This is a genomic window from Flavobacterium sp. GSP6 (genome assembly GCF_003984855.1).
Taxonomy (GTDB): domain Bacteria; phylum Bacteroidota; class Bacteroidia; order Flavobacteriales; family Flavobacteriaceae; genus Flavobacterium.
This window is the reverse complement of sequence record NZ_RYDO01000018.1, coordinates 29,874-52,714: the sequence shown is the minus strand read 5'-3', so window position 1 is coordinate 52,714 and position 22,841 is coordinate 29,874. Positions and strand designations below refer to the sequence as shown.

17 protein-coding genes and 1 pseudogene are annotated in these 22,841 nt (G+C 35.3%); 7 read left to right on the top strand and 11 right to left on the bottom strand.

The window, feature by feature from the left end:
• Positions 1-100: 100 nt before the first annotated feature.
• Positions 101-1,108 (top strand): LLM class flavin-dependent oxidoreductase, encoded by a 1,008-nt coding sequence (locus EKM03_RS13835; RefSeq protein ID WP_126740619.1) that lies wholly within the window; start codon positions 101-103, stop codon positions 1,106-1,108.
• Between the two features lie 208 nt (positions 1,109-1,316).
• On the opposite strand, the gene fumC is transcribed toward EKM03_RS13835, so the two are convergent.
• Complete coding sequence (gene fumC / locus EKM03_RS13830; protein WP_126463367.1) at positions 1,317-2,714, bottom strand: class II fumarate hydratase; 1,398 nt, start codon at positions 2,712-2,714, stop codon at positions 1,317-1,319.
• 250 nt (positions 2,715-2,964) lie between these two features.
• On the opposite strand from fumC, the gene EKM03_RS13825 reads away from it, so the two are divergent.
• On the top strand, positions 2,965-3,129 hold the full coding sequence (locus EKM03_RS13825) for a hypothetical protein (RefSeq protein WP_091170588.1): 165 nt from the start codon (positions 2,965-2,967) through the stop codon (positions 3,127-3,129).
• 124 nt (positions 3,130-3,253) lie between these two features.
• Here the strand turns inward: EKM03_RS13825 and EKM03_RS13820 are convergent, their stop codons facing one another.
• Together EKM03_RS13820 and EKM03_RS13815 are read right to left on the bottom strand one after the other, a co-directional pair.
• Positions 3,254-5,707: an outer membrane beta-barrel family protein gene (locus tag EKM03_RS13820; protein WP_126740618.1), complete on the bottom strand. Its 2,454-nt coding sequence runs from the start codon at positions 5,705-5,707 to the stop codon at positions 3,254-3,256.
• Positions 5,708-5,804: 97 nt separating this feature from the next.
• On the bottom strand, positions 5,805-6,149 hold the full coding sequence (locus tag EKM03_RS13815; RefSeq protein WP_126740617.1) for an ArsC/Spx/MgsR family protein: 345 nt from the start codon (positions 6,147-6,149) through the stop codon (positions 5,805-5,807).
• Between the two features lie 97 nt (positions 6,150-6,246).
• Here EKM03_RS13815 and EKM03_RS13810 point away from each other — a divergent pair, with 97 nt between their 5' ends.
• From EKM03_RS13810 to EKM03_RS13800, 3 genes and pseudogenes are all read left to right on the top strand, one after another.
• Positions 6,247-7,158 carry a CPBP family intramembrane glutamic endopeptidase gene (locus EKM03_RS13810; protein WP_126740616.1) on the top strand — a complete coding sequence of 304 codons (912 nt, stop codon included), beginning with the start codon at positions 6,247-6,249 and terminating at the stop codon, positions 7,156-7,158.
• A 42-nt stretch (positions 7,159-7,200) separates the two neighbouring features.
• Positions 7,201-8,250 (top strand): AMP-binding protein, encoded by a 1,050-nt coding sequence (locus EKM03_RS13805; protein WP_126740615.1) that lies wholly within the window; start codon positions 7,201-7,203, stop codon positions 8,248-8,250.
• 201 nt (positions 8,251-8,451) lie between these two features.
• A pseudogene (locus EKM03_RS13800) lies at positions 8,452-8,662 on the top strand (IS5/IS1182 family transposase); the annotation flags it as partial.
• 281 nt (positions 8,663-8,943) lie between these two features.
• Here the strand turns inward: EKM03_RS13800 and EKM03_RS13795 are convergent.
• From EKM03_RS13795 to prfB, 7 genes are all read right to left on the bottom strand, one after another.
• Entirely contained in the window at positions 8,944-9,366 is a 423-nt protein-coding gene (locus EKM03_RS13795) for a DoxX family protein (protein ID WP_126463356.1), read from the bottom strand.
• Between the two features lie 317 nt (positions 9,367-9,683).
• Positions 9,684-11,312, bottom strand: a complete 1,629-nt coding sequence (locus EKM03_RS13790; protein WP_126740614.1) for an acyl-CoA carboxylase subunit beta — start codon at positions 11,310-11,312, stop codon at positions 9,684-9,686.
• A gap of 154 nt (positions 11,313-11,466) precedes the next feature.
• Positions 11,467-12,468 carry a UDP-3-O-(3-hydroxymyristoyl)glucosamine N-acyltransferase gene (gene lpxD, locus EKM03_RS13785; protein ID WP_126463352.1) on the bottom strand — a complete coding sequence of 334 codons (1,002 nt, stop codon included), beginning with the start codon at positions 12,466-12,468 and terminating at the stop codon, positions 11,467-11,469.
• A gap of 302 nt (positions 12,469-12,770) precedes the next feature.
• Positions 12,771-13,769 (bottom strand): NADP-dependent oxidoreductase, encoded by a 999-nt coding sequence (locus EKM03_RS13780; protein ID WP_126463350.1) that lies wholly within the window; start codon positions 13,767-13,769, stop codon positions 12,771-12,773.
• A gap of 77 nt (positions 13,770-13,846) precedes the next feature.
• The gene (locus EKM03_RS13775; RefSeq protein ID WP_126568663.1) at positions 13,847-15,811 is read right to left on the bottom strand and encodes an aconitate hydratase; all 1,965 of its coding nucleotides are present in this window, start codon (positions 15,809-15,811) and stop codon (positions 13,847-13,849) included.
• A gap of 55 nt (positions 15,812-15,866) precedes the next feature.
• Complete coding sequence (locus EKM03_RS13770; protein WP_126740613.1) at positions 15,867-17,249, bottom strand: NAD-dependent succinate-semialdehyde dehydrogenase; 1,383 nt, start codon at positions 17,247-17,249, stop codon at positions 15,867-15,869.
• 664 nt (positions 17,250-17,913) lie between these two features.
• Positions 17,914-19,012 (bottom strand): peptide chain release factor 2 gene (gene prfB / locus EKM03_RS13765; protein WP_126456165.1). Its coding sequence is split into 2 segments (ribosomal slippage): positions 17,914-18,948 and positions 18,950-19,012, totalling 1,098 coding nucleotides; the frame shifts between segments, so codons are not numbered across the junction.
• A gap of 191 nt (positions 19,013-19,203) precedes the next feature.
• Between prfB and EKM03_RS13760 the strand changes: the two genes are divergently transcribed.
• On the top strand, positions 19,204-20,226 hold the full coding sequence (locus EKM03_RS13760) for a low specificity L-threonine aldolase (RefSeq protein WP_126456163.1): 1,023 nt from the start codon (positions 19,204-19,206) through the stop codon (positions 20,224-20,226).
• A gap of 85 nt (positions 20,227-20,311) precedes the next feature.
• Here EKM03_RS13760 and EKM03_RS13755 read toward each other — a convergent pair whose 3' ends face one another.
• Positions 20,312-20,632: a YbaB/EbfC family nucleoid-associated protein gene (locus EKM03_RS13755; RefSeq protein WP_126454841.1), complete on the bottom strand. Its 321-nt coding sequence runs from the start codon at positions 20,630-20,632 to the stop codon at positions 20,312-20,314.
• A 70-nt stretch (positions 20,633-20,702) separates the two neighbouring features.
• Between EKM03_RS13755 and EKM03_RS13750 the strand changes: the two genes are divergently transcribed.
• Positions 20,703-22,838, top strand: coding sequence for a S9 family peptidase (locus EKM03_RS13750; protein WP_199740690.1), 2,136 nt, complete (start codon positions 20,703-20,705; stop codon positions 22,836-22,838).
• Positions 22,839-22,841: the final 3 nt, after the last annotated feature.

Sequence of the window (22,841 nt, the reverse complement as noted above, 5' to 3'; positions counted from 1 at the left end):
ATGTTTTTTTTTGGTTTTATAATATTATAAATCAATTAACACCAGACAATTTTTGGCTCGACCGAAAATGATTATTTTTGTATAAAATCAGAAATTTATAATGACTAAAAAGATTCCAATTTCCATATTAGAGTTAGCATTAATTACTCAAGATAGCGATGCAAACGAAACATTTAAAAAAACAACAGCACTGGCGCAACTGGCAGACAGTTTAAAGTACGACCGTTTTTGGCTAGCCGAACATCATAATATGGCTAATGTAGCCAGTACAGCAACGGTTGTTCTGATTGGTTATATTGCCAGCCAGACTCAGAATATCCGAGTGGGTTCTGGGGGTATAATGTTACCCAATCATGCTCCGTTAATTATAGCGGAACAGTTTGGAACCTTAGAAATATTGTTCCCCAACAGGATTGATTTAGGATTAGGAAGAGCGCCGGGAACAGATGGATTAACCGCACAAGCGATTCGGAAAGATTTCTTTGAGCAATCGCAGCGATTTCCTCAAAATGTTGCCGCACTGCAAGAATTTTTCTCTAAAGATAATGCTATAGCCAAAGTGCGTGCTTTTCCTGCCGAAGGAACGAATGTTCCCATTTGGATTTTAGGTTCCAGTATGGATAGTGCTGCTTTGGCTGCTGCCAATGGTTTGCCGTATGCCTTTGCCGGTCATTTTGCGCCAAAACTAATGCATCAGGCATTTGAGTTTTATCGAGAAAATTTCAAACCTTCCCAATTTTTAGAAGCACCCAAAACTATGGCTTGTGTAAACGCCATAGCTGCTGATACGGATGAAGAAGCGGAAAAATTATCAACCAGTTTGACTCAAATGTTTTTGAACTTGATTCGGAATGATAGAAAACAATTACAACCGCCTGTTGATTCGCTAGATGGGATTATGCGTGAAGAAGAACATTTTCATGTGAATCAAATGACTGCTTGTTCGTTTGTAGGAAGCAAAAAGAAATTAGAAACAGAATTGAAACAATTTATCGAATATACGCAAATTGATGAATTGATGATTACAAGCCCAATTTTTGATCATGAAGACAAATTGAAAAGCATTCGAATCATGAAAGAAGTTATGGATACAATTAATAAGAAATAAAAACTATAAGACATTCTTTCTCAAAGCATAAAGAAACTTAATTGACTTATATGGTAAAAAAAATTAATCAGATAAGCCATGTAAGCAAAGATCAATTTTTAAATTTTGCTATTTAGAATATAAATAGATACAAAGAAACCCTGCAACGTTACATTGCAGGGTTTCTAATTTACAGCTTAATAATTAAAAATTCAACATTGATAATTAATTATTTAAGGCTTCCCACCATATCTTCGGGTTTAACCCAAGCATCAAAATCTTCTGGAGTTACGTAGCCTAGACGAACAGCTTCTTCTTTGAGAGTTGTTCCGTTTTTATGTGCAGTTTGTGCAATTTCAGCTGATTTGTAATACCCAATTTTAGTATTCAAAGCCGTAACTAACATCAATGAGTTGTCAACTAATTCTTGAATACGTTTGTAGTTAGGTGCAATTCCTTGTGCACAATGTTCGTCAAAAGACATACAAGCATCACCAAGTAATCTGGCTGATTGCAAGAAATTTGCAGCCATCAAAGGTTTGAAAACATTTAATTCATAATGACCTTGCATTCCTCCCACAGAGATGGCAACATCATTACCCATCACTTGTGCGCAAACCATTGTCAATGCTTCACATTGTGTTGGGTTTACTTTTCCTGGCATGATGGAAGATCCCGGCTCATTTTCAGGAATAAGGATTTCTCCAATTCCGGAGCGTGGTCCAGAAGCCAGCATACGGACGTCATTGGCAATTTTATTCAATGAAACGGCTAGTTGTTTTAAGGCACCGTGCGTTTCTACAATGGCATCGTGCGCGGCAAGTGCTTCAAATTTATTTTCGGCAGTTACAAATGGATGTCCGGTAAATTCAGCGATGTATTCGGCAACTTTTACATCGTATCCATCAGGAGTATTCAATCCTGTTCCTACGGCTGTTCCTCCTAAAGCTACTTCGGATAAGTGTGCCAATGTATTTTTAACCGCTTTCAAACCGTAGTTCAATTGTGCTACATATCCTGAAATTTCCTGACCTAATGTTAGTGGCGTAGCATCCATTAAATGTGTCCGACCTATTTTGACTACTGTATTAAATTCAACTGCTTTGGCATGAAGCGTGTCTCTTAATTTTTCAACTCCGGGAATAGTAACTTCAACTACTGCTTTGTAGGCTGCAATGTGCATTCCGGTAGGGAAGGTGTCATTTGAAGATTGGGATTTATTCACATCATCATTGGCTTTGATGAATTGTTCGCCTTCGCCAATGTTGAATCCTTTGAGAACTTGAGCACGATTGGCAACTACTTCGTTCACGTTCATATTACTTTGTGTACCAGAACCCGTTTGCCAAATTACCAATGGGAATTCATCATCTAGTTTTCCGGCTAGAATTTCATCACAAACCGCAGCAATGGCATCTCTTTTTTCGACTGGTAAAACGCCTAAATCACAATTGGCATACGCCGCTGCTTTTTTAAGATATGCAAAACCTTCCACGATTTCTTTTGGCATGGAAGCTGATGGGCCTATTTTGAAGTTGTTCCTGGAACGTTCTGTTTGTGCACCCCAGTATTTGTCAGCGGGAACCTGCACTTCACCCATGGTGTCTTTTTCTATTCTGAATTTCATTTTGTTGTTATTTAAAAATAATTATGTTGTTTATTACGTTTTTAGCCCCGATGGCAACGGAAATCCTTTTCTTTTTATTTTCAAAAAGAAAAGATTGGAGCGTACAGCGGGAAATAGCTCCAAATTCTGAGTTCAAAAATACGGATAATTCCTTTTTTATAAAAATTGATTGATAGTTTTTATGGTTTTTTATTGGTACGAAAAGGAATTAAACTTACATTTGTGGCTACATTCAAAAATTCCGGAAAACATGTTTGAATTTTCACAGTATTTAGGCTTTTTACTTTTCTTAACCATCCTTACTATAGGATTTTGGTTAATGTTTTTTCTTGTAGGTTTCGTTCAATATTGGATTGGCGGTGCTTTATGGGAAATGTATAAAGAAAGAAAAGCAAAGAAAGAACAATCAGTATAATCTGTTTGTTAAATAAAAAAAGGACTTCTGAAAAGGAGTCCTTTTTTTATGCTTTTACTTTTCAATTTTATTAGCTCTGATGATTTATAAAAAAAAAGACCCATTTTCATGAGTCCTTACTTTATTATCCTTGATAATCTCCTTCGTTATCATTTTGCAATTTTTTAGGCTGTTTTTCTTTTTCGTTTTTTGGTTTGTTAAAACGATATGTGAATGACAAACTAAACTGTCTGACTCTCCATTGCATCTCACCGTAGGAGTTTGCAAATCCGGGAAGGTTTGTTTCCATCATTCTTTTTCTGGAATTGAATACATCGCTGATATTAAACGAAAGCGTTCCTTTGTCTTTCATGATATCTTTACTGAATGCTAAGTTTGCACTAAAAACACCTAGACGATTTCCTTGAGCACTTTTTTCTGCACCATTATAAGTCGCATTCGTTTGCCAGTCAATTTTGTACGGCAACGAAACTTTTGAGGTGATTCTGGTGAACCATGATGTTGCGATATTGTCAAAATTTTGTGTAATTATTTTGTTGTTGAAATCAGTATAAACAAAATCTCCTTGTGTTTCGTTTCTGAAGAAATTGAAATTCCCGTTTAATTTCCACCATTTGTACGGAGAATAATTTAACGTGAATTCAAAACCTGCTCTATATTCTGTAGCTAAATTAATTGGTGAACTGATTGTTATTGGTATGCCGTTAACGAAATCTCCGGATTCTCTTCTTGCAAATTGAAAAACATCTGTTGTTTTATTTACATATAGGGATGTATTAAAGGTAAGTTTATCCCATCTTTTGATATAACCAAAATCAATAGCATCTGAAAAAGCAGGATCTAAATCTGGATTTCCCACAAAAATATTGATATTACTAGACAAGTTGCTGAATGGATTCAACATTCGTCCTCTTGGTCTTTGTATTCTTCGGCTGTAGCTTACGGAAGCGCTGCTTTTATCGGAGATTTCATAAGTAAAGAAGGCGCTTGGGAAAAAGTTATTGTATTTTTTAGTATTAAAATCATTAGTTGCCAATTGATTGATATTAATATTAGAATCCTCAAAACGCAATCCTACTAAGACAGAAAATTTATTTATTTTCATTCCATATTGGGTGTAAACAGCATTCACTTTCTCCTTATATTCTAATGTATTGGTGAAGTTTTTATTGATTAGGCCGTCATTTTTAACTTGATAATCCGTGAGTAATTCTGAAAAATCACCACGATATCCAGCCTCAAACTGACCTCCTTCGCCAATAGGCAACACATAATCCATCTGTAGTAAATTTCGACTTTGACTTTGGTTGTTGAGGGTGTTGTCAAATTTTACCTTAGCGGTATTGGTAGCTCTATCCGTAATTACTGCTATTTCGAGGTCTTTACTAGTTGAAAAGGAACCGTCAAGGGTTAATTTATGTCCTTCTTTTTTGAATTTTTTAGTAAAATTAGTTGCAAATTCTACATTTTCACTATCACTGTTTTCTAAATTGATTCGGTTGCGAGTGTAATCAAAAGTATTGTCTGCTTCAAAATAATTCTGAAAAACATTATCCCGATTATCTCCGTTATTTTTTCGGTAATTGAATGTATTGGTCCATGCGGTGGTCTCGTTTAAAAACAATTCTATTCCAAAATTTCCATTGTACCCTTTACTAAATCGGTCATTTTCTCGGGTTTCATTTACAATATTGTTGATAGTGTTGTCCGCATTTAAATAATTGGTATTTGTAAGAGCGTTTCCTGGACTGTTCCGCTTGTTGTATCCTTGAGTAGTGAAAAGATTAAAGTTGTCAGATTTATAATTTAATGTACCACTCAAACCATTATTTTCAGGATAACCTGCAGAGCCAATAAATGTTCCGTTTAAACCGCGGTTTTTTCCTTTTTTCAAAATGATATTTAATAATCCACCTCCACCTTCCGCATCGTATCGTGCTGATGGGTTAGTGATCACTTCTACTTTTTCAATGGCATCCGCAGGAATCAATCGCAAGGCTTCCGCGATATTTATGGCATTTGAGGGTCTGCCATCAATAAGAACGCGAACATTATCGTTTCCACGAAGACTTATATTTCCTTCAATATCTACCGCTACAGAAGGAATGTTGTCTAACACATCACTTACAGTTCCACCTTTTACCATCAGGTCATTACCCACGTTGTATACTTTTTTATCTAATTTGATTTCGACAGTAGTTTTTTCAGATCGAATAATAACCTCATTTAATTGATTTGCATCCTCCTCTAAACTAATCAATCCTAAACTGGTGTTAACCTGAAGGTTTTTTTGCTTAATTTCATTTACTTTGAAAGAAATAAATTCAATATTAATATCGTAAACACCTGGAATAACTTCTATATCAAATTCTCCTTTTGGATTTGTTATTCCTCCGGCAACCGGTTTTGGATTGTTAGGATTCAGGAATGTTATAGTAGCATATTCTAAGGGTTGTTTGCTGATTTTTTCTATTACTTTACCGGAAATTTTAATTTTTTGGGTGGGAGCTTGTTGGGCAAAACTAAATAGTGTAGTAAAGAAAAGCACTACAATTAAAACAGATTTCATTTTTTTCATTTTAAAAAAACTTTGGTTACAGTCGTTAGATTGTAAAAGTAAGAGATGGTTTAATAGTACAAATCATAAAAAAATGTTAATTAAAAAAATAAGAATTTTAGGAAATAAAGGCCTCTACTTTTTCTAAATCTCTTCCTATTATTGCTTTATTTCCCATGATAACCAGGGGTCTTTCTATCAGAATTGGATTTGATAGCATAGCTTGAATGATTTGTTCCTCATTCATCGTTGTTCCTTTGAAATTTTCAATCCAAATTTTTTCTTTTTGACGAACCAATGCTATTGGTGCTATATTTAGTTTCTTTATAATTGCAGACAATTGCTCAAAAGTGGGCGGACTTGTCAGATAATTGATTACTTCAAACTCTTTTTCAGATTTTTCTACAAATGCGAGGCAATTTCTAGATTTTCCGCAACGTGAATTATGGTATATTTGTATCATATTTAGTCGTTTTTAAATAATTGTTAAAAGCATTAGATTAGAGGTAACAAAAATAACGTTTGTGAAACTAATCAAGTATAAAATTAAATTAAAATAGATGTTTATAGCGCAGGGTTTAAAATCAGAGAATACGTTTTGGAAATATATTAAGGGATCATTTATATTTATTTTTGCTTCAACTTTGGGTCAGTTGCCACTTATAATTCTTTTAATTTATGAAACAACAGTTAAAGGAAAACCTTATCCTTTAAATAATGAAGCCGTAATGCAGTTTTTTGAGCCCAATTTAAACTTATTTTTAGTCCTGATTTCATTTGTGGTTCTCATGGGAAGTATTATTTTGGTTGTGCGTTATTTGCATCATCAAACGCTACTTTCGGTAACTACTTCACGGGTTAAAGTAGACTGGAAGAGAATCGTATTTTCCTTTTTAATTTGGGCGGCATTTACTGTTGTATCTACGTTGTTATTTTATTTTTATAGTCCAAGTGATTTTGTGATCAATTTTAAGCCTGTTCCATTTGCTATTTTGGTTCTCATCGGTATTGTTTTAATTCCGATACAAACTAGTTCTGAAGAATATATTTTCAGAGGCTATTTGATGCAGGGATTTGCGAACCTTGCTAAAAACAAGTGGTTTCCGTTGCTGATGACTTCTGTTATTTTTGGGGGAATGCATTGGTTTAACCCTGAAGTAGCTAAGATTGGTCCTATTATTTTAGTATATTATATAGGAACCGGATTGTTTCTTGGAATGATTACCTTGATGGATGAGGGTATGGAACTCGCATTGGGATTTCACGCAGCTAATAATTTAGTGGGTGCATTGCTGGTCACTTCGGATTGGTCTGCCTTTCAGACACATTCTGTTTTTAAGGATATTTCGGATCCATCTGCGGGATTAGATGTTATTGTGCCGGTTGTTTTTATTTACCCGATACTTTTATTTATCTTTAGTAGAAAATACAACTGGAAAAATTGGAAAGAAAAATTAACTGGAAAAATTTAGTAATAGAACAGTTTCAATAATTTATAAAAAAAAAACGCAATCATGGTCAATACAATTACGTATCAAAATGTTCATAATCTATTTAAAATGAATGGTTATCATCTAAATCGAAACGATTTATGCAGAGTAGCGTATAGTTTTATCAAAGAAGGGGAAGAATATGAAAAAGCTGTGGGTGATTTTATCCTAGATTGGTTTGACAACAAATCCTATCTAGAATTGAATACATCAGGCACCACTGGAATCCCAAAAGTGATTCGAATAGAAAAACAAGCCATGGTAAATTCAGCCATTGCAACCGGTGATTTTTTTGATTTGCAACCAGGTAATAAAGCTTTACATTGTTTGCCAACTAAATATATAGCCGGAAAAATGATGTTTGTAAGAAGTTTTATCCTGGGTCTTGATATTGATTTTGTTGCGCCAAGTTCACATCCTTTGTTAAACAATGAAACTAAATATGATTTTGTTGCCATGGTGCCTTTACAGGCTCAAAATTCATTGACAATGTTGAAGAATGTCAAAAAAATGATTGTTGGCGGAGCTAAAATGAATAAAACTCTTGAAAAAGGACTTTGTAAATTGAAAACCAAAGTGTATGAGACTTATGGAATGACGGAAACCATCACGCATATTGCGGCAAAGGAAATAGGTGAGGTGGCTTTTTCAGTATTACCTAATATAAAAATAGCTAAAGACGACAGAGATTGTCTGGTTATTAATGCACCTAAAATTTCAAGCGAAGCAATTGTTACTAATGATATAGTAGAACTGATCAATGAGAACCAATTTATTTTTTTAGGTCGAATTGACAACATCATAAACAGCGGAGGAATTAAATTAATTCCAGAGCAAATCGAGGAAAAATTAGCTACTATGATTCATTCCAGATTTTTTGTCACTGCAAAACAAGATCTTGTTTTAGGAGAAAAATTAGTATTGATTATTGAAGGGGAACAACAAATTATAGCTGAAACTGTTTTTGATGTTTTGGATAAGTATGAAAAACCAAAAGAGGTTTTGTTTGTTGCAAAATTCGCTGAAACACAAAACGGAAAAATAAAGCGAAAAGAAATTACAGAAAGTATTTAAATTGTTTTTAATAAAAAAACATCCGCCTAAACGAGGGCGCTGAAAAAGTCTTTTTCCGAATAAATCGATAAATAAAAAGAGGGTAAATCTTAGGATTTATCCTCTTTTTTGGTATGTTTAGTTCTAATTATAAGAGTTTTTTTAGATGTTACTACAACAGTAATCAACACATTTCAGTGAACATTCTTTGTCTATGATTTAATTATTCCAAAGAATAATTTTTTGAGAAAGATCAATGATTTAATAGATTTTCCCTTAATTTATGACAAATTGTTAAATAAATACTGCACCAATAATGGACGTATGGCAGAAAGTCCCAATTCGTATGTTTAAGTATTCGCTTCTTAAAACAATTTGTAGCGTTTCGGATGTTGATGTAGTGGAAGGTTTGCGTTACAACATGTTTTTTAAATAAATCCAGAACCATTCCGGTTTAAACTGTACAGGTGAAATAACAATTTTCACAGTCAATTTAAAAAGAATATTTAAATTAATATAAGAAAAATGCAATCTACCAGAGTTACTTAAAAGGACTCTAGCTAAGCCTAAAGTAGGTTTATTGAACCTCCATTAAAAAATCAATCATAAAAAAAGAAAAAACGCTTGTAACCGATTATATAAATCCTGTTATAAGCGTTTTTTTATTATCTAAAAAATGATTCTGATCAAAATAAGGAATGTTTTTTTATTAAATTATTGCTGCATTTTAAAATAATAATCAGCTGAATTTTTCCCGCTTCCGTAGAATAAGAAAAATATGCAAGCTCCTAATATTAGCAATGCCAATAGTAAATTTTGGGAATGCATTGCTCCCATAAAATTTATTATAGTAGCACCTACCAATATGGGAAGTTGTGTTATTATAGCCCATCTTGTCAGTAAACCAAAAGCAATCATTATACCACCTACCATGTGTGCTGGAGCAATATAGTGGATAAGGAACATTCCGCCACCAATCCTGTCAATTGGAGATATTAGATCATTTAAATATTGGATGTTCGTTATAAAAGAGATTCCTTTCATAAACAAAAATACACCAAGTGTTATTCGTACCAAATCCACGGTTAAATAAGTGTGCGTATTCGCCCATTTGTTTAAATTTTTTACGCTATTCATAATACTATAGTTTTAAATATTTAGTACTAAGTTACTGAATTTTAATATAATAAATTATAATTGTTAAAGAAAACTAAACTTTGATTGTTTTTTTGTTCAAAAAAATAGTATGTCAGCTATTGAGAATAAATCACTAATAATGCTGTCTTAATTTATAAGTACAGCGTAAGTAAGTATATTAAATAATTAAAATGAATTTGGTTTAGATTTTCAGCACGTTATATCGCAAAGGGGCTAATGCTATAACTACCAATACTTTGAATAAAGGCAATTATATGTGTACAAAATAATAAATATAAGTGCCAGTAAATTAGGAGTTAAACTTGAATAATTCCTAAGTTAAATTTTTTATCAATAGGCGAGTGGTTAGCCGCTTCTATTCCCATAGAGATCCAAGTTCGGGTGTCTAAGGGATCAATAATAGCATCTGTCCATAATCGTGATGCGGCATAATAAGGCGAAACTTGCTCGTCATATCTGGCTTTTATTTTATCAAATAATTCTTTTTCTTTTATTTCATCTACGAGTTCTCCTTTTGCTTTAAGCGAAGAGGCTTCAATTTGCGCCAGCACTTTTGCAGCTTGGGTTCCACCCATAACGGCTAATTCCGCACTTGGCCAGGCGAATATTAATCTTGGATCATACGCTTTTCCGCACATGGCATAATTTCCAGCACCATATGAATTTCCTACAATTACAGTGAATTTTGGTACAACGGAATTGGATACCGCATTTACCATTTTGGCACCGTCTTTTATAATTCCTCCATGTTCTGATTTAGATCCTACCATAAATCCGGTAACATCTTGAACAAAGATCAATGGGATTTTTTTCTGGTTGCAATTGGCAATAAAACGGGTGGCTTTATCTGCACTATCGGAGTAGATTACGCCACCAAACTGCATTTCACCATTTTTAGTTTTTACCACTTTTCGTTGATTGGCAACAATTCCCACTGCCCAACCATCTATTCTGGCATAACCAGTGATAATAGTTTGGCCATAGCCGTCTTTATAAGCTTCAAATTCTGAATTGTCTACTAAACGATTGATGATTTCCATCATGTCATACTGCTCATTTCTGGCTTTTGGCAAAACACCGTAGATTTCTTTTTCGTCTAATGCTGGTTTTTGGGATTTAATTCGGCTGAAACCAGCTTTATCAAAATCACCTATTTTATCAACTATATTTTTTATTTTATCCAATGCATCTTTATCGTCTTTGGCTTTATAGTCGGTCACACCGGAAATTTCACAATGGGTGGTTGCTCCGCCCAGAGTTTCATTATCAATACTTTCGCCAATAGCAGCTTTGACAAGATAACTTCCTGCCAAGAAAATACTTCCTGTTTTTTCGACAATCAAAGCTTCGTCACTCATGATGGGTAAATAAGCTCCACCGGCGACGCAACTTCCCATTACAGCAGCAATTTGGGTAATTCCCATGCTGCTCATTTGGGCATTATTTCTAAAAATACGTCCAAAATGATCTTTGTCCGGGAAAATTTCATCTTGCAAAGGCAAATATACTCCGGCGCTATCTACTAAATAAATAATTGGCAGTCGGTTTTCCATAGCAATTTCCTGTGCCCGTAAGTTTTTCTTGGCCGTTATAGGAAACCAGGCTCCCGCTTTTACGGTAGCATCATTGGCTACAACAATACATTGTTTGCCTCTGATGTATCCTATTTTTACCACAACACCACCTGATGGGCATCCACCGTGTTCTGCATACATTCCTTCACCAACAAATGCTCCAATTTCAATGCATTTCGCTTTTGGATCCAATAAATAATCAATACGTTCACGAGCGGTCATTTTGCCTTCACCATGTAATTTTTGAATGCGTTTTTCACCGCCGCCTAATTTAACTATGCTTAATTTTTGTCGCAATGCGGAAAGTAAAAGTTTATTGTGGTCTTCGTTTTTGTTGAAGTTCAAATCCATGATGAAAGAATGTTAAAAATAATTTTGGGCTAAAATACAAAATTCAACTAAATAAATTTTATTGGTTTAGAAAGAAAACGGAATATTTTTTTGATTTAAAAACAAAAAAACAGAAGTTACCTCCTGCTTTTTTATGAATTTAATAAAAAAAAGGTTATTTATGTTTGGATTCATTTACAAGTCTTTTTAAAATTGCCCATTGTTTGAGTGCATCACGAGCTTCAACGGCCGGATACCCTAGCATGGTTTTTCCTGCAGGAATATCTCCTGTTACACCGGAACCGGCACCTACAATCGCACCATCGCCTATGGTGGTGTGATCCTTTATAGAAGCGCTTCCGCCAATGATTACGCCATTTCCTAATGTTACAGAGCCTGCTAATCCACTGTTTCCAGCCATAATACAAAACTTACCTAGTTTGCTGTTATGCCCAATTTGGACTAGATTATCAATTTTACAGCCGTCACCTAAAATGGTTGAACTGAATTTGCCTCTGTCCACACAGGTATTAGCGCCAATTTCGACACTATTACCAATAATTACATTTCCAATTTGCGGAATTTTGACCAAACCTCTTTGTGGGTCAGGCCGAAAACCAAAACCATCCGCACCTATAGTCGCATTAGGATGCAAAATACAATCATTGCCAATGTGACATCGTTCTCTGATAACCGTTCCTGACCAGATTACTGTGTTTTTACCAATCGTACATTCATCTAGAATGGTCACATTAGGATATACAGTGGAGTTGTCTCCAATTATGACATTAGGTCCTATATAACAGCCAGCACCAATTCGGGCACCAGTGCAAATAGAGGCAGTTGGATCAATCACAGCACTGGGATGAATGTCAATAGTAAATACTGGTGTTGGTGGAGCAAAGAGTTCTAGTACCTGAGACATCGCTAAATCAGCATTTTTAACTTTTATGAAAGCTCTATTTTCTCCGGGTTCTATAGCAATATCTTCATTGACCACTGCCGCACAAGCATTGGAAGTAAACCATAATTTTTCGTATTTTTTGTTTCCAATGAATGAAATTTCGGAAGCGGTAGCCATTTCTAATTGTTCAGGAGCAGTAATGTTTTGGGTAGTATTCCCTATAATTACGCCATTAAGAATCGCATTAATTTCTTGGATTGTATAAGATTTCATTCCGTGTAGATTGGATTTGGTTGTTTAATATTTTTCAAATAAAAGAATTTAGCGTTGAAATTCCTAATCTTACTAATTTCTTTAACAGGAATAAATGGAGTGGTTATATAAATTGTGAATACAATATTGTAATTGTTCCTTATCCTTTGGACATGAGGAAATGCTGATTGATTACAATAAATAGCAAACAACAGTTAGCGGTAGAGACTTTGTTGATTCAATGGTTGGGGTTAATTATAAAACAAATAGCCGGTACTTAATTATAAGTACCGGCTATTTTCTATTTATTTGACTCGGATAAATTATCTTTTCACAATCATTTTCCCATTGTTTTCTCCTTTAAATAAACCAAGTAGCGCTGTAGGTAATTGATCAAAACCTTCTACTATAGTTTCTGTAAACTTCAATTTTCCTTCATTGACCCATTTTGATAAGTGTGCAATTCCTTCTGGAAAGTCTTTTTGAAAATTATTGATAATAAAACCCTGCATTAATACACTTCGGGTTAATAACATGGGTTGGATTCGGGGTCCCATTGGTATTTCGGTGCTGTTGTATAGGGAAATTTGTCCACACAAAGCAATTCTGGAATGAAAATTCAGGTTTTCGATAACCGCATCAGAAATACTGCCACCTACATTGTCAAAATAAACATCCACACCGTTTGGACATAATTTAGCAATTGTGGATTTCATATTGGTATTTGTTTTGTAATTGACGACTTCGTCATAGCCAAATTCTTCTTTTAGCATTTTTACTTTTTCATCAGAACCGGCAATTCCTATTACACGAGCACCTTGGATTTTTGCAAGTTGGCCTACTACTATCCCAACGGCTCCTGCGGCTCCTGATACCACAACGGTTTCTCCCGCTTTTGGTTTTCCAATTTGCATTAGACCAAAATAAGCGGTAAGTCCTGTCATTCCCAGTATTCCTAAATAATATGTTAGGGATTCTACTGTTGATTCAATTTTTTGCAGGCCTTTTTCAGAGGCAATCATTTGTTCGCTCCAAGGCAAAGCGCCCAGAACAGTATCTCCTGTTTTGAAAAGATCGGATTTTGATTCTACTACAGTAGCCAAAACTCCGCCCTCTATAGGTTGGTCTAATTCAAATTGAGGTACATACGATTTTCCTTCATTCATTCGACCGCGCATATAGGGATCTACGGAATAATACAATCCTTTTAAAAGGACTTCTCCTTTTTTTAGATCGTTTAATTCTATATTTTCAGATCTAAAATCATTCAATGTTGGAATTCCATTAGGTCTTGATGCTAATACGATTTGTTTCGTTTTCATTTTTTTTTGTTTAATAAAAACTCCATTAGCCATTAGCTAATGAAGTTTTGTTTCCTGTTTTCTTTTTTAAAACTAATTTATAGTTTGGTTCTGAAATCATTTATGATTCCCCCTTTTGCAAGTACGTTAATTTGACGATCACTTAAACTGTGTTTGGTTTCAAATTCTAAAGTGCTTCCGTCCCCTTTTTCGATCACTACTTTTATATTATTTCTATTGACAACATCTTCACGGAGGTTTTTAAAACGGATCAAATCTCCCTGTTCCATTTTGTCATAATCAGAAACGTTTATAAATTCTAAAGGCACAATTCCAAAATTGACTAAATTTTGCCAAGCAATACGGGCATAACTTTGGGCAATAACAGCCACTTGTCCCAAATATTTAGGAGCAAGAGCGGCATGTTCCCGACTGGAACCTTGGGCATAATTTTCTTTTGCAATAACGATATGTCCACCAAATTCTTTTTTAGATTTCATGGCTCGGTCATAAAAACTAGGATCGATCACACTAAAAGCATATTTACTGATTTCAGGAATATTACTTCTTAAGGGAAGTACATCGGCTCCAGCTTTCAAAATTTCATCTGTAGATACATTATCGCCCATTTTTAATAAAATAGGAATTCGATAGTCTTGTTGTAAAGCTTCAATTTCAGGAATCGATTTGATATTTGGACCTTTATGTAATTCAACTCCTGATCCATCTTTTAGGGGAGCCACGAGCATATCAGTATTGATAATTTCTACTTCAGGATTCTCAAATTTAGGATATTTCATGCCATAGATTTTTTCCATATCTCTAGGATCTGTGATTTTTCCTGTCAGGGCAGATGCAGCAGCCGTTTCGGGACTACACAAATAAACCTGATCATCTTCTGTTCCAGAACGACTTGGGAAATTTCGAGGCATGGTTCTTAAACTGATTGTTCCGGTAGCGGGAGCTTGCCCCATTCCTATACAACCCATACAACCTGATTGATGAAAACGAGCACCAGCAGTAATCAAATTTGCAAAAGTAAAATTCTTTAGCATGTTTTGAATTGTCTGTCTGGATGTAGGATTGACATCAAATGAAACTGCACTGTTGATTGTTTTGTCTTTTACGATCACTCCGGCAATCCAAAAATCTCGTAATCCAGGATTTGCAGAAGAGCCTATTACGACTTGACCAATTTCTTTTCCGGCAACTTCGCTCACAGGAACTACATTTCCAGGACTTGTAGGCAGGGCAATCAAAGGAACTAAATCGCCCAAATTGATTGCTGCATATTCATCATAAGTTGCTCCTGAATCGGCAATTAATTCCGTCCAGTCAGATTCCCGATTTTGGGAAATTAAAAACCGTTTGGTTTCATCATCACTGGGGAATACAGTTGTTGTAGCACCTAATTCAGCACCCATATTGGCAATTACATGGCGGTCCATCACGCTCAGATTTTTCAATCCTTCACCATAATATTCTATAATTTTTCCCACTCCGCCTTTTACATCATAGCGTCTTAGCATTTCTAGAATGACATCTTTGGCACTAACCCAATCGGGTAGTTTACCGCTGAGTTCTACACCCATTACTTTTGGCATTTTGACAAAATAAGGTTGACCTGCAATTGCAGCTGCAACATCTAAACCACCGGTTCCAATGGCCAGCATGCCCAAAGACCCTGCAGCACAAGAATGACTATCGGACCCAACGAGTGTTTTTCCGGGTTTGCCAAAACGTTCCATGTGCACCGGATGACTTACGCCATTTCCGGGACGACTGTACCAAAGACCAAATCTTTGTGACGCCGAAAGTAAAAATAAATGGTCATCGGCATTTTTAGAATCCGTTTGTAAAAGATTGTGATCCACATATTGAACCGCAACTTCTGTTTTGGCTTTTTTTAGACCCATGGCTTCTAATTCTAATTGGACCAATGTTCCAGTTGCATCTTGTAATAATGCCTGATCTATCCGGATTCCAATTTCTTGACCCGCAATCATTTCACCATGTAAAAGATGCGATTGGATTAATTTTTGACTAACGTTTAATTTTGACATATTTTGTACTTTTAGATGCTTTTCTTAAATGTAAAAATCGAGATATTGTCTTATTCTAGAAAGGATCGGATAATCCACTCACACGGATTAATTTTTTATTTACAAATTCATGAATTCCAATTTCAGAGAGTTCTCTACCGTAACCAGAACCTTTGGTTCCTCCAAAAGGTAAATCGGCTTGTGTCCAAGTTGGGTGATTGATAAATACCATTCCAGAATCAATCTGATCAGCAAGTCGTTTTCCACGTTCAATATCTTTAGTAAATATGGATCCTCCTAAACCAAAATCAGAATCATTCGCCAAGGCAATTGCAGCAGCTTCGTCTTTTACTCTGTAAAAAGAGGAAACTGGTCCGAATAATTCTTCGTGATATGCTGGAATTTCAGGATTTAGATCCGTTAGAATGGTAGGTTCCATAAAGGCTCCCGGACCATCAACTCTTTTTCCTCCTAGTAAAACGGTAGCTCCAGCAGCAACTGATCTTTCCACTTGATCTACTAAGTGTAATAAAGCTTCTTCACTACTCAATGGACCTAATTCTGTATTTGAATCCATTGGATCTCCTACTTTTAATTTAGCTAGTTTGGCTGTGTACTTTTCGATAAATTCATCAGCAATAGCTTCTATAGCAATAATTCTTTTGGAAGCAATACAACTTTGTCCATTATTGTTCATTCGGCCAACTACGGCCCATTCTACAGTTTTATCAATATCGGCATCTTCTAAAACGATTAAGGCATCATTACCTCCTAATTCTAAAACTGATTTCTTAAGGTTTTTACCAGCTTCTGCAGCTAAACTTGCACCAGCAGCTTCACTACCGGTAAGTGAAACACCTTTGATTCTTTTGTCAGAAACAATGGCTGAAGCTCTCTTTCCTGAGATTAACAAATTAGTGTATAATCCAATTGGCGCTTGCGCTTCTTTAAATAAATCTTGAATTGCAATTGCACATTGAGGAACCATAGAAGCGTGTTTTACTAAGATAGTATTTCCTACCATGATGTTTGGCGCAATGAAACGAGCTACCTGATAAAAAGGGAAATTCCACGGTTGAACACCCAGTAAAACGCCTATTGGGCTTGATCTGATAATGGCTTCGCCAAGTTCAGGCTCTAATTTTTTATCGGCTAAAAAGGCTTCGCCATTTTGAGCATAATAATCTAATATATTAGCACTTAATTCAATTTCACCTTCTGCCTGTGAAAATATTTTTCCCATTTCGAGTGTAATCAAAGTAGCCAAAGCTGTTTTCTTCTTCCTCATTAAAGAAGCTACTTTGTTTAAAACAGCCGCTCTTTCAGAATATGATGTTTTTTTCCAATCTTGGAAGGTATTGGCAGCTTGTACAATGGCATCATCTACTTGCTTGTCGGTTATTTCATCAAATGATTTCAAAATTTTGTTTGTTGCGGGATTCGTTGTTTGTATGGCCATAATTCTAATATTTAAAGAAGATTAATTTTTGGCTTCTGCCAAAAATAATTTATAATGCAAAACAGATGGTTTTAGCATGTATAATTCAATAATTGGTTAGGAAATTTTTACGAAGTAGATTGGTTTTTTTGAAAAAAATAAAATTGTTCTAGTTTGTAATAACAATTATTGAATAACAAAGATAAAAATATTATGAGGAATAAGACTTACATAATTCCCACATTAACTTTTTTTTATGCGTAAAGTAAACACATCTAAAAGCCTTCTTTTTAGATGTTGTTTCTTTTCGTCTTCCTTTTTTTACATTTGGATGGATGGTGCTAATTTTTACTTTTTTTAATTAAAACAAGACAAGAAATAGTAATTATAGCGGTTTAGATTAATACAATAGGATATTTTTTAAATTAATTTTTCTTCATAATAGTGTTACTTTCAAAACAGAAAAAAATTAGCATTGAAAATGGGATGCAATTGTGGGTCGTGAATAATTACTAAGCAGAAAATAATACCGTTTTCTAATGGCTTTAGAAAAAAAGGTAAAGAGTAGTATGATGCCTTAAGTAACATGATAAAATGTAACCGCTAAAAAAAGGGTTTATCTATAAAAAAAATCCCACCGACTTTAAAGCCGGTAGGATCTGTTTTATTTTAACTAAATGGTATTTTATTCCTCTTCCTTTTGTCCCATCATCATTAGATAAGCTTTCAGGAACTCATCAATTTCTCCATTCATAACGCCGTCAACGTTGCTGGTTTCATAACCGGTGCGAACATCTTTGACTAACTTATAAGGTTGCATGACATAATTTCTGATTTGGGAACCCCATTCTATTTTCATTTTACCAGCTTCAATATCAGCGCGTTGTGCCTGTTTCTTTTTTAACTCAATTTCGTACAATTGAGAGCGTAACATCTGCATGGCACGCTGTCTGTTGTCTTGCTGCGATCGCGTTTCGGAACATTGTATTTGAATTCCGGTAGGTTTATGAAACAATTGTACTTTAGTTTCCACCTTATTTACATTTTGTCCACCAGCTCCGCTGGATCGCGAAGTCGTGATCTCAATGTCAGCAGGATTGATGTCAATTTCGATGCTATCATCTACCAGTGGATACACGTAAACGGATGCAAATGAGGTATGACGTTTGGCATTGCTGTCAAAAGGAGAAATTCGTACCAGTCGATGCACGCCGTTTTCGCCTTTTAAATATCCAAAAGAATAATCGCCTTCAAATTCGAGTGTTACGGTCTTGATACCGGCAGCTTCTCCTTTCTGGAAATTCAGTTCTTTGATTTTGTAACCGTATTTTTCGCCCCACATCATGTACATGCGCATGAGCATTTCGGCCCAATCACAACTTTCGGTTCCACCGGCACCAGCAGTAATTTGTACCACAGCACTCAAAGTATCCCCTTCGTCCGAGAGCATGTTCTTGAATTCAATGGCTTCAATATGCGCTTGAGTGGCGTAGTAATGTTCGTCTAATTCTTCTCCGGTAAGTTCACCTTCTTTGTAAAAATCATAGGCAAGTTGCAATTCATCCGTCATTTCGACTGCTTTATTGTAATCTTCAATCCACTTTTTCTTATTTCGGAGATTTTTTACAATGATCTCAGCTTCTTTTGGATTGTTCCAAAAATCAGGGGCAAAGGTTTTTTCTTCTTCGTTTGAGATCTCAATTAGCTTGGCATCAACGTCAAAGATACCTCCTCAACGCACCAAGGCGCTCTACAATACCTTTAATTTGTTCGGTAGTTGTCATAAAATTATATTAATTTGGTTGGTCTGTTTTCAATAATTTATCAAAATTGCTGCCGTGTACTACAATTAGTGTAGTTTTAACGGAACTAGTTGGAATTAATAAACGGTATTGTGTAAATTTGTGGCACAAAAATAGAAAAATTTTACGAAAGGACAATTCGCGAATTGTCCGTACTGAAAATAAAAATAAATATGGAAATAAATTTAGTTAGCGACACAATCACGAAACCTTCACGTGAAATGCTGGTTCATATGTTAAATGCTGAAGTAGGCGATGATGTTTACAAACAAGATCCTACAGTTATAGCCCTAGAAGCCAGAGTTGCTGAGATGTTTGGTATGGAAGCGGGTCTTTTTTTTCCCTCAGGAACGATGGCCAATCAAACAGCGATAAAATTGCATACCCAACCCGGAGAACAATTAATTGCTGACAAATATGCACATGTATACCATTATGAAGGCGGCGGTGTTTCCTTCAATAGTGGCGTTTCTTGTTGCTTATTAGACGGAAACCGCGGAATGATAACTGCAGAGCAAGTGGCTGGAGCCATCAATGATCCGGAGTTTTACCACAGTCCTTTAACAAGTTTAGTTTGTGTAGAAAACACCACTAATAAAGGTGGCGGCGCTTGCTATGAACTGGAAGATTTGCAAAAAATAAAAAAGGTTTGTGATGCTAATAATTTGAAATTTCACCTGGATGGCGCCCGAATCTGGAATGCTTTGGTAGCCAAAAATCAAGATCCAAAAGCATTTGGTGAATTATTTGATACCATTTCGGTTTGTTTGTCTAAAGGTTTAGGAGCACCAATTGGTTCGGTGTTGTTAGCGGATAAAGCCACGATTCACAGAGCATTGCGAATTCGAAAAATATTAGGTGGCGGAATGCGTCAGGTAGGCTATTTGGCAGCAGCAGGAATATATGCCTTGGACAATAATATAGAACGCCTTGCTGAAGATCATAGGCGAGCGAAAGAAATTGCCGAAGTTTTGAAAAAGGTAAGCTGGGTTGCATCAGTAGAGCCGGTTGAAACTAATATTTTGATTTTCTCGTTGGTTCCAAATTGTATCGAAAAGAATTTAATTGAATTGTTAAAGCAAAAAAATATTTTAATCAGTTCCATGGGGCATGGAAAACTGCGAATAGTCACGCATCTTGATTATAAGGAAGTTATGCATACCTATGTATTGGAAACCTTGCAGAAGTTAGTATAGTTCTTCTTGGAGAATTTGTTTAAAGTTTAAGGTTTAAAGTTTTTATCGTGATCAAAAAACGTTAAACCTTAAACTTTAAACTTTTTTATTTAAACAAATCTTCCATTCCGGGAATCATTGGCATATCCATTTTAGTAACGACATCCAGTTCGCTCTGATTGACATTTGTCGCTTTTTCGATTGCTTTATTCAATACTAAAATCAAATAATCTTCCAGTTGCTCTTTATCTGCTAATAGAGTGTCGTCAATAATAATTGATTTTAGGGTTCTGTTGGCAGTCAAAGTAACTTTCAATAAACCATCAGTGCTTTGTTCGTCTATAAGAACAGTATCTAAACGTTTTTTTGTGTCTTCTATCTTTTGTTGGGTCTCTTTAAGTTTGCCCATCATTCCCATTAAATCCATGTTTTAATTTTTTAAATTAATTTGATTTACAAAATTACTATATTGCATAGTTATAATCAATAAAATATTCATGAAAAATAAACTCGTCTTAAGTTGTCTTTGTGTTATTTTTGCACCATCAATTACTAATATAAAAGCGCAACAAATGTCAAAAAATATTCCTTCTCCCGTAGCTAAAATAATTCCAAAAACTTTAGAAAAACACAACCAAAAACGGGTAGATAATTATTTCTGGTTAAACGAGAGAGAGAACCTGGAAGTGATTGATTATTTGAATCAAGAAAATACGTATTATGAAGCCATGACTGTGGATACAAAAGGGTTTCAGAAAGAATTATACGAAGAAATGAAAGCCCGCATCAAGGAAGACGATCAATCGGTTCCTTACTTATACAATGGTTACTATTATATCACGCGTTTTGAAACCGGAAAGGATTATCCCATTTATTCCAGAAAAAAAGGAAGTCTTACCGCTACTGAGGAAATTTTATTCAACTGTAATGACTTAGCCAAAGACCATTCTTACTTTCAATTGGGTGGTTTGAGCGTGAGTCCGGACAATAAATTTGCGAGTTTTGGTATTGATACCGTTGGAAGACGTATTTATACGATACAAATCAAAAACTTAGAGACGGAAGAAATTCTTTCGGATAAGATTGAAAATGCTACTGGAAGTTCTGTTTGGGCCAATGATAATAAAACGATATTTTACACCAGACAAGATAAAGTTACCTTGCGGTCTGATAAAGTTTTTAAACATAAATTAGCCACAGATTCAGCTACTGATATATTAGTTTTTAATGAAAAAGACGATACGTTCAATGTTTCTGTAGGCAAAGAAAAATCAAAAAAATATATTGTAATAGGCTCCGGAAGTACCTTAACAACCGAGTACAGAATTTTAAATTCAGATACTCCAGATGGAGAGTTTGTGGTTTTTCAACCAAGGGTTCGCGGCTTAGAATACAGTATTTCTCATTTTGGAGATTCTTTTTATATCATGACCAATAAGGACAAAGCAACTAACTTCAAGTTGATGAAAACCCCTGAAAACGCTACTGCAAAAGAAAATTGGAAAGATGTCATTGCGCATCGAAAAGACGTTTTACTGGAAGATATCGAAATTTTTAGAAACTATTTAGTTGTAGAAGAACGTTCCAATGGTTTGAACCACATTCGTATTATGCCTTGGAGTGGAGAAGGAGAATATTATTTGCCTTTTGGAAGCGAAACGTATAGCGCATATACGACGACAAATGTGGATTTTGATACTGATATTTTGCGTTACAGTTACCAATCATTGGCAACGCCATCTTCAGTTATTGACTTTAATATGAAAACCAAAGAGAAAGAAATCAAGAAAGAGCAACAGGTTCTTGGGGGCAAATTTGATAAAAATAATTATATCGAAGAGCGTGTTTGGGCCACAGCAACAGATGGTACCAAAGTACCCATTTCTATGGTGTACAAAAAGGGGTTGAAAAAAGACGGGAATAATCCGGTATTGCTTTATGCCTACGGTTCATACGGCGTTACCATGGATGCTTATTTTTCATCTACGCGTTTGTCAATTTTGGATCGAGGATTTGTATTTGCCATAGCACACATTCGCGGTGGTGAAGATTTAGGAAGACAATGGTATGAGGACGGAAAATTATTGAAAAAGAAAAACACCTTCACTGATTTTATTGATTGTTCTAAGTTTTTGATTCAGGAAAAATATACTTCACCAAAGCATTTATATGCTGAGGGCGGTTCAGCAGGTGGATTATTAATGGGAGCAGTTGTCAATATGGCGCCGGAATTGTACAACGGAGTAATTGCGCAGGTTCCTTTTGTAGATGTTATCACCACGATGCTTGATGACACGATTCCGCTGACAACCGGAGAATATGATGAATGGGGAAATCCAAACGAGAAAAAATATTATGATTATATGGCATCCTACTCTCCTTATGACAACGTAAAAGCTCAAAACTATCCTAATATGTTCGTTTCTACCGGACTTCATGATTCACAAGTACAATATTGGGAGCCTGCCAAGTGGGTTGCAAAGCTCCGTACTCAAAAAACAAATGATACCGTTTTATATCTTAATACGAATATGGATGCGGGTCACGGCGGTGCTTCAGGTCGGTTTGAAGCCTTAAAGGAATTAGCAAAGGAATATAGTTTTTTATTAGATTTAGAAAAAATTAAAAACTAGATA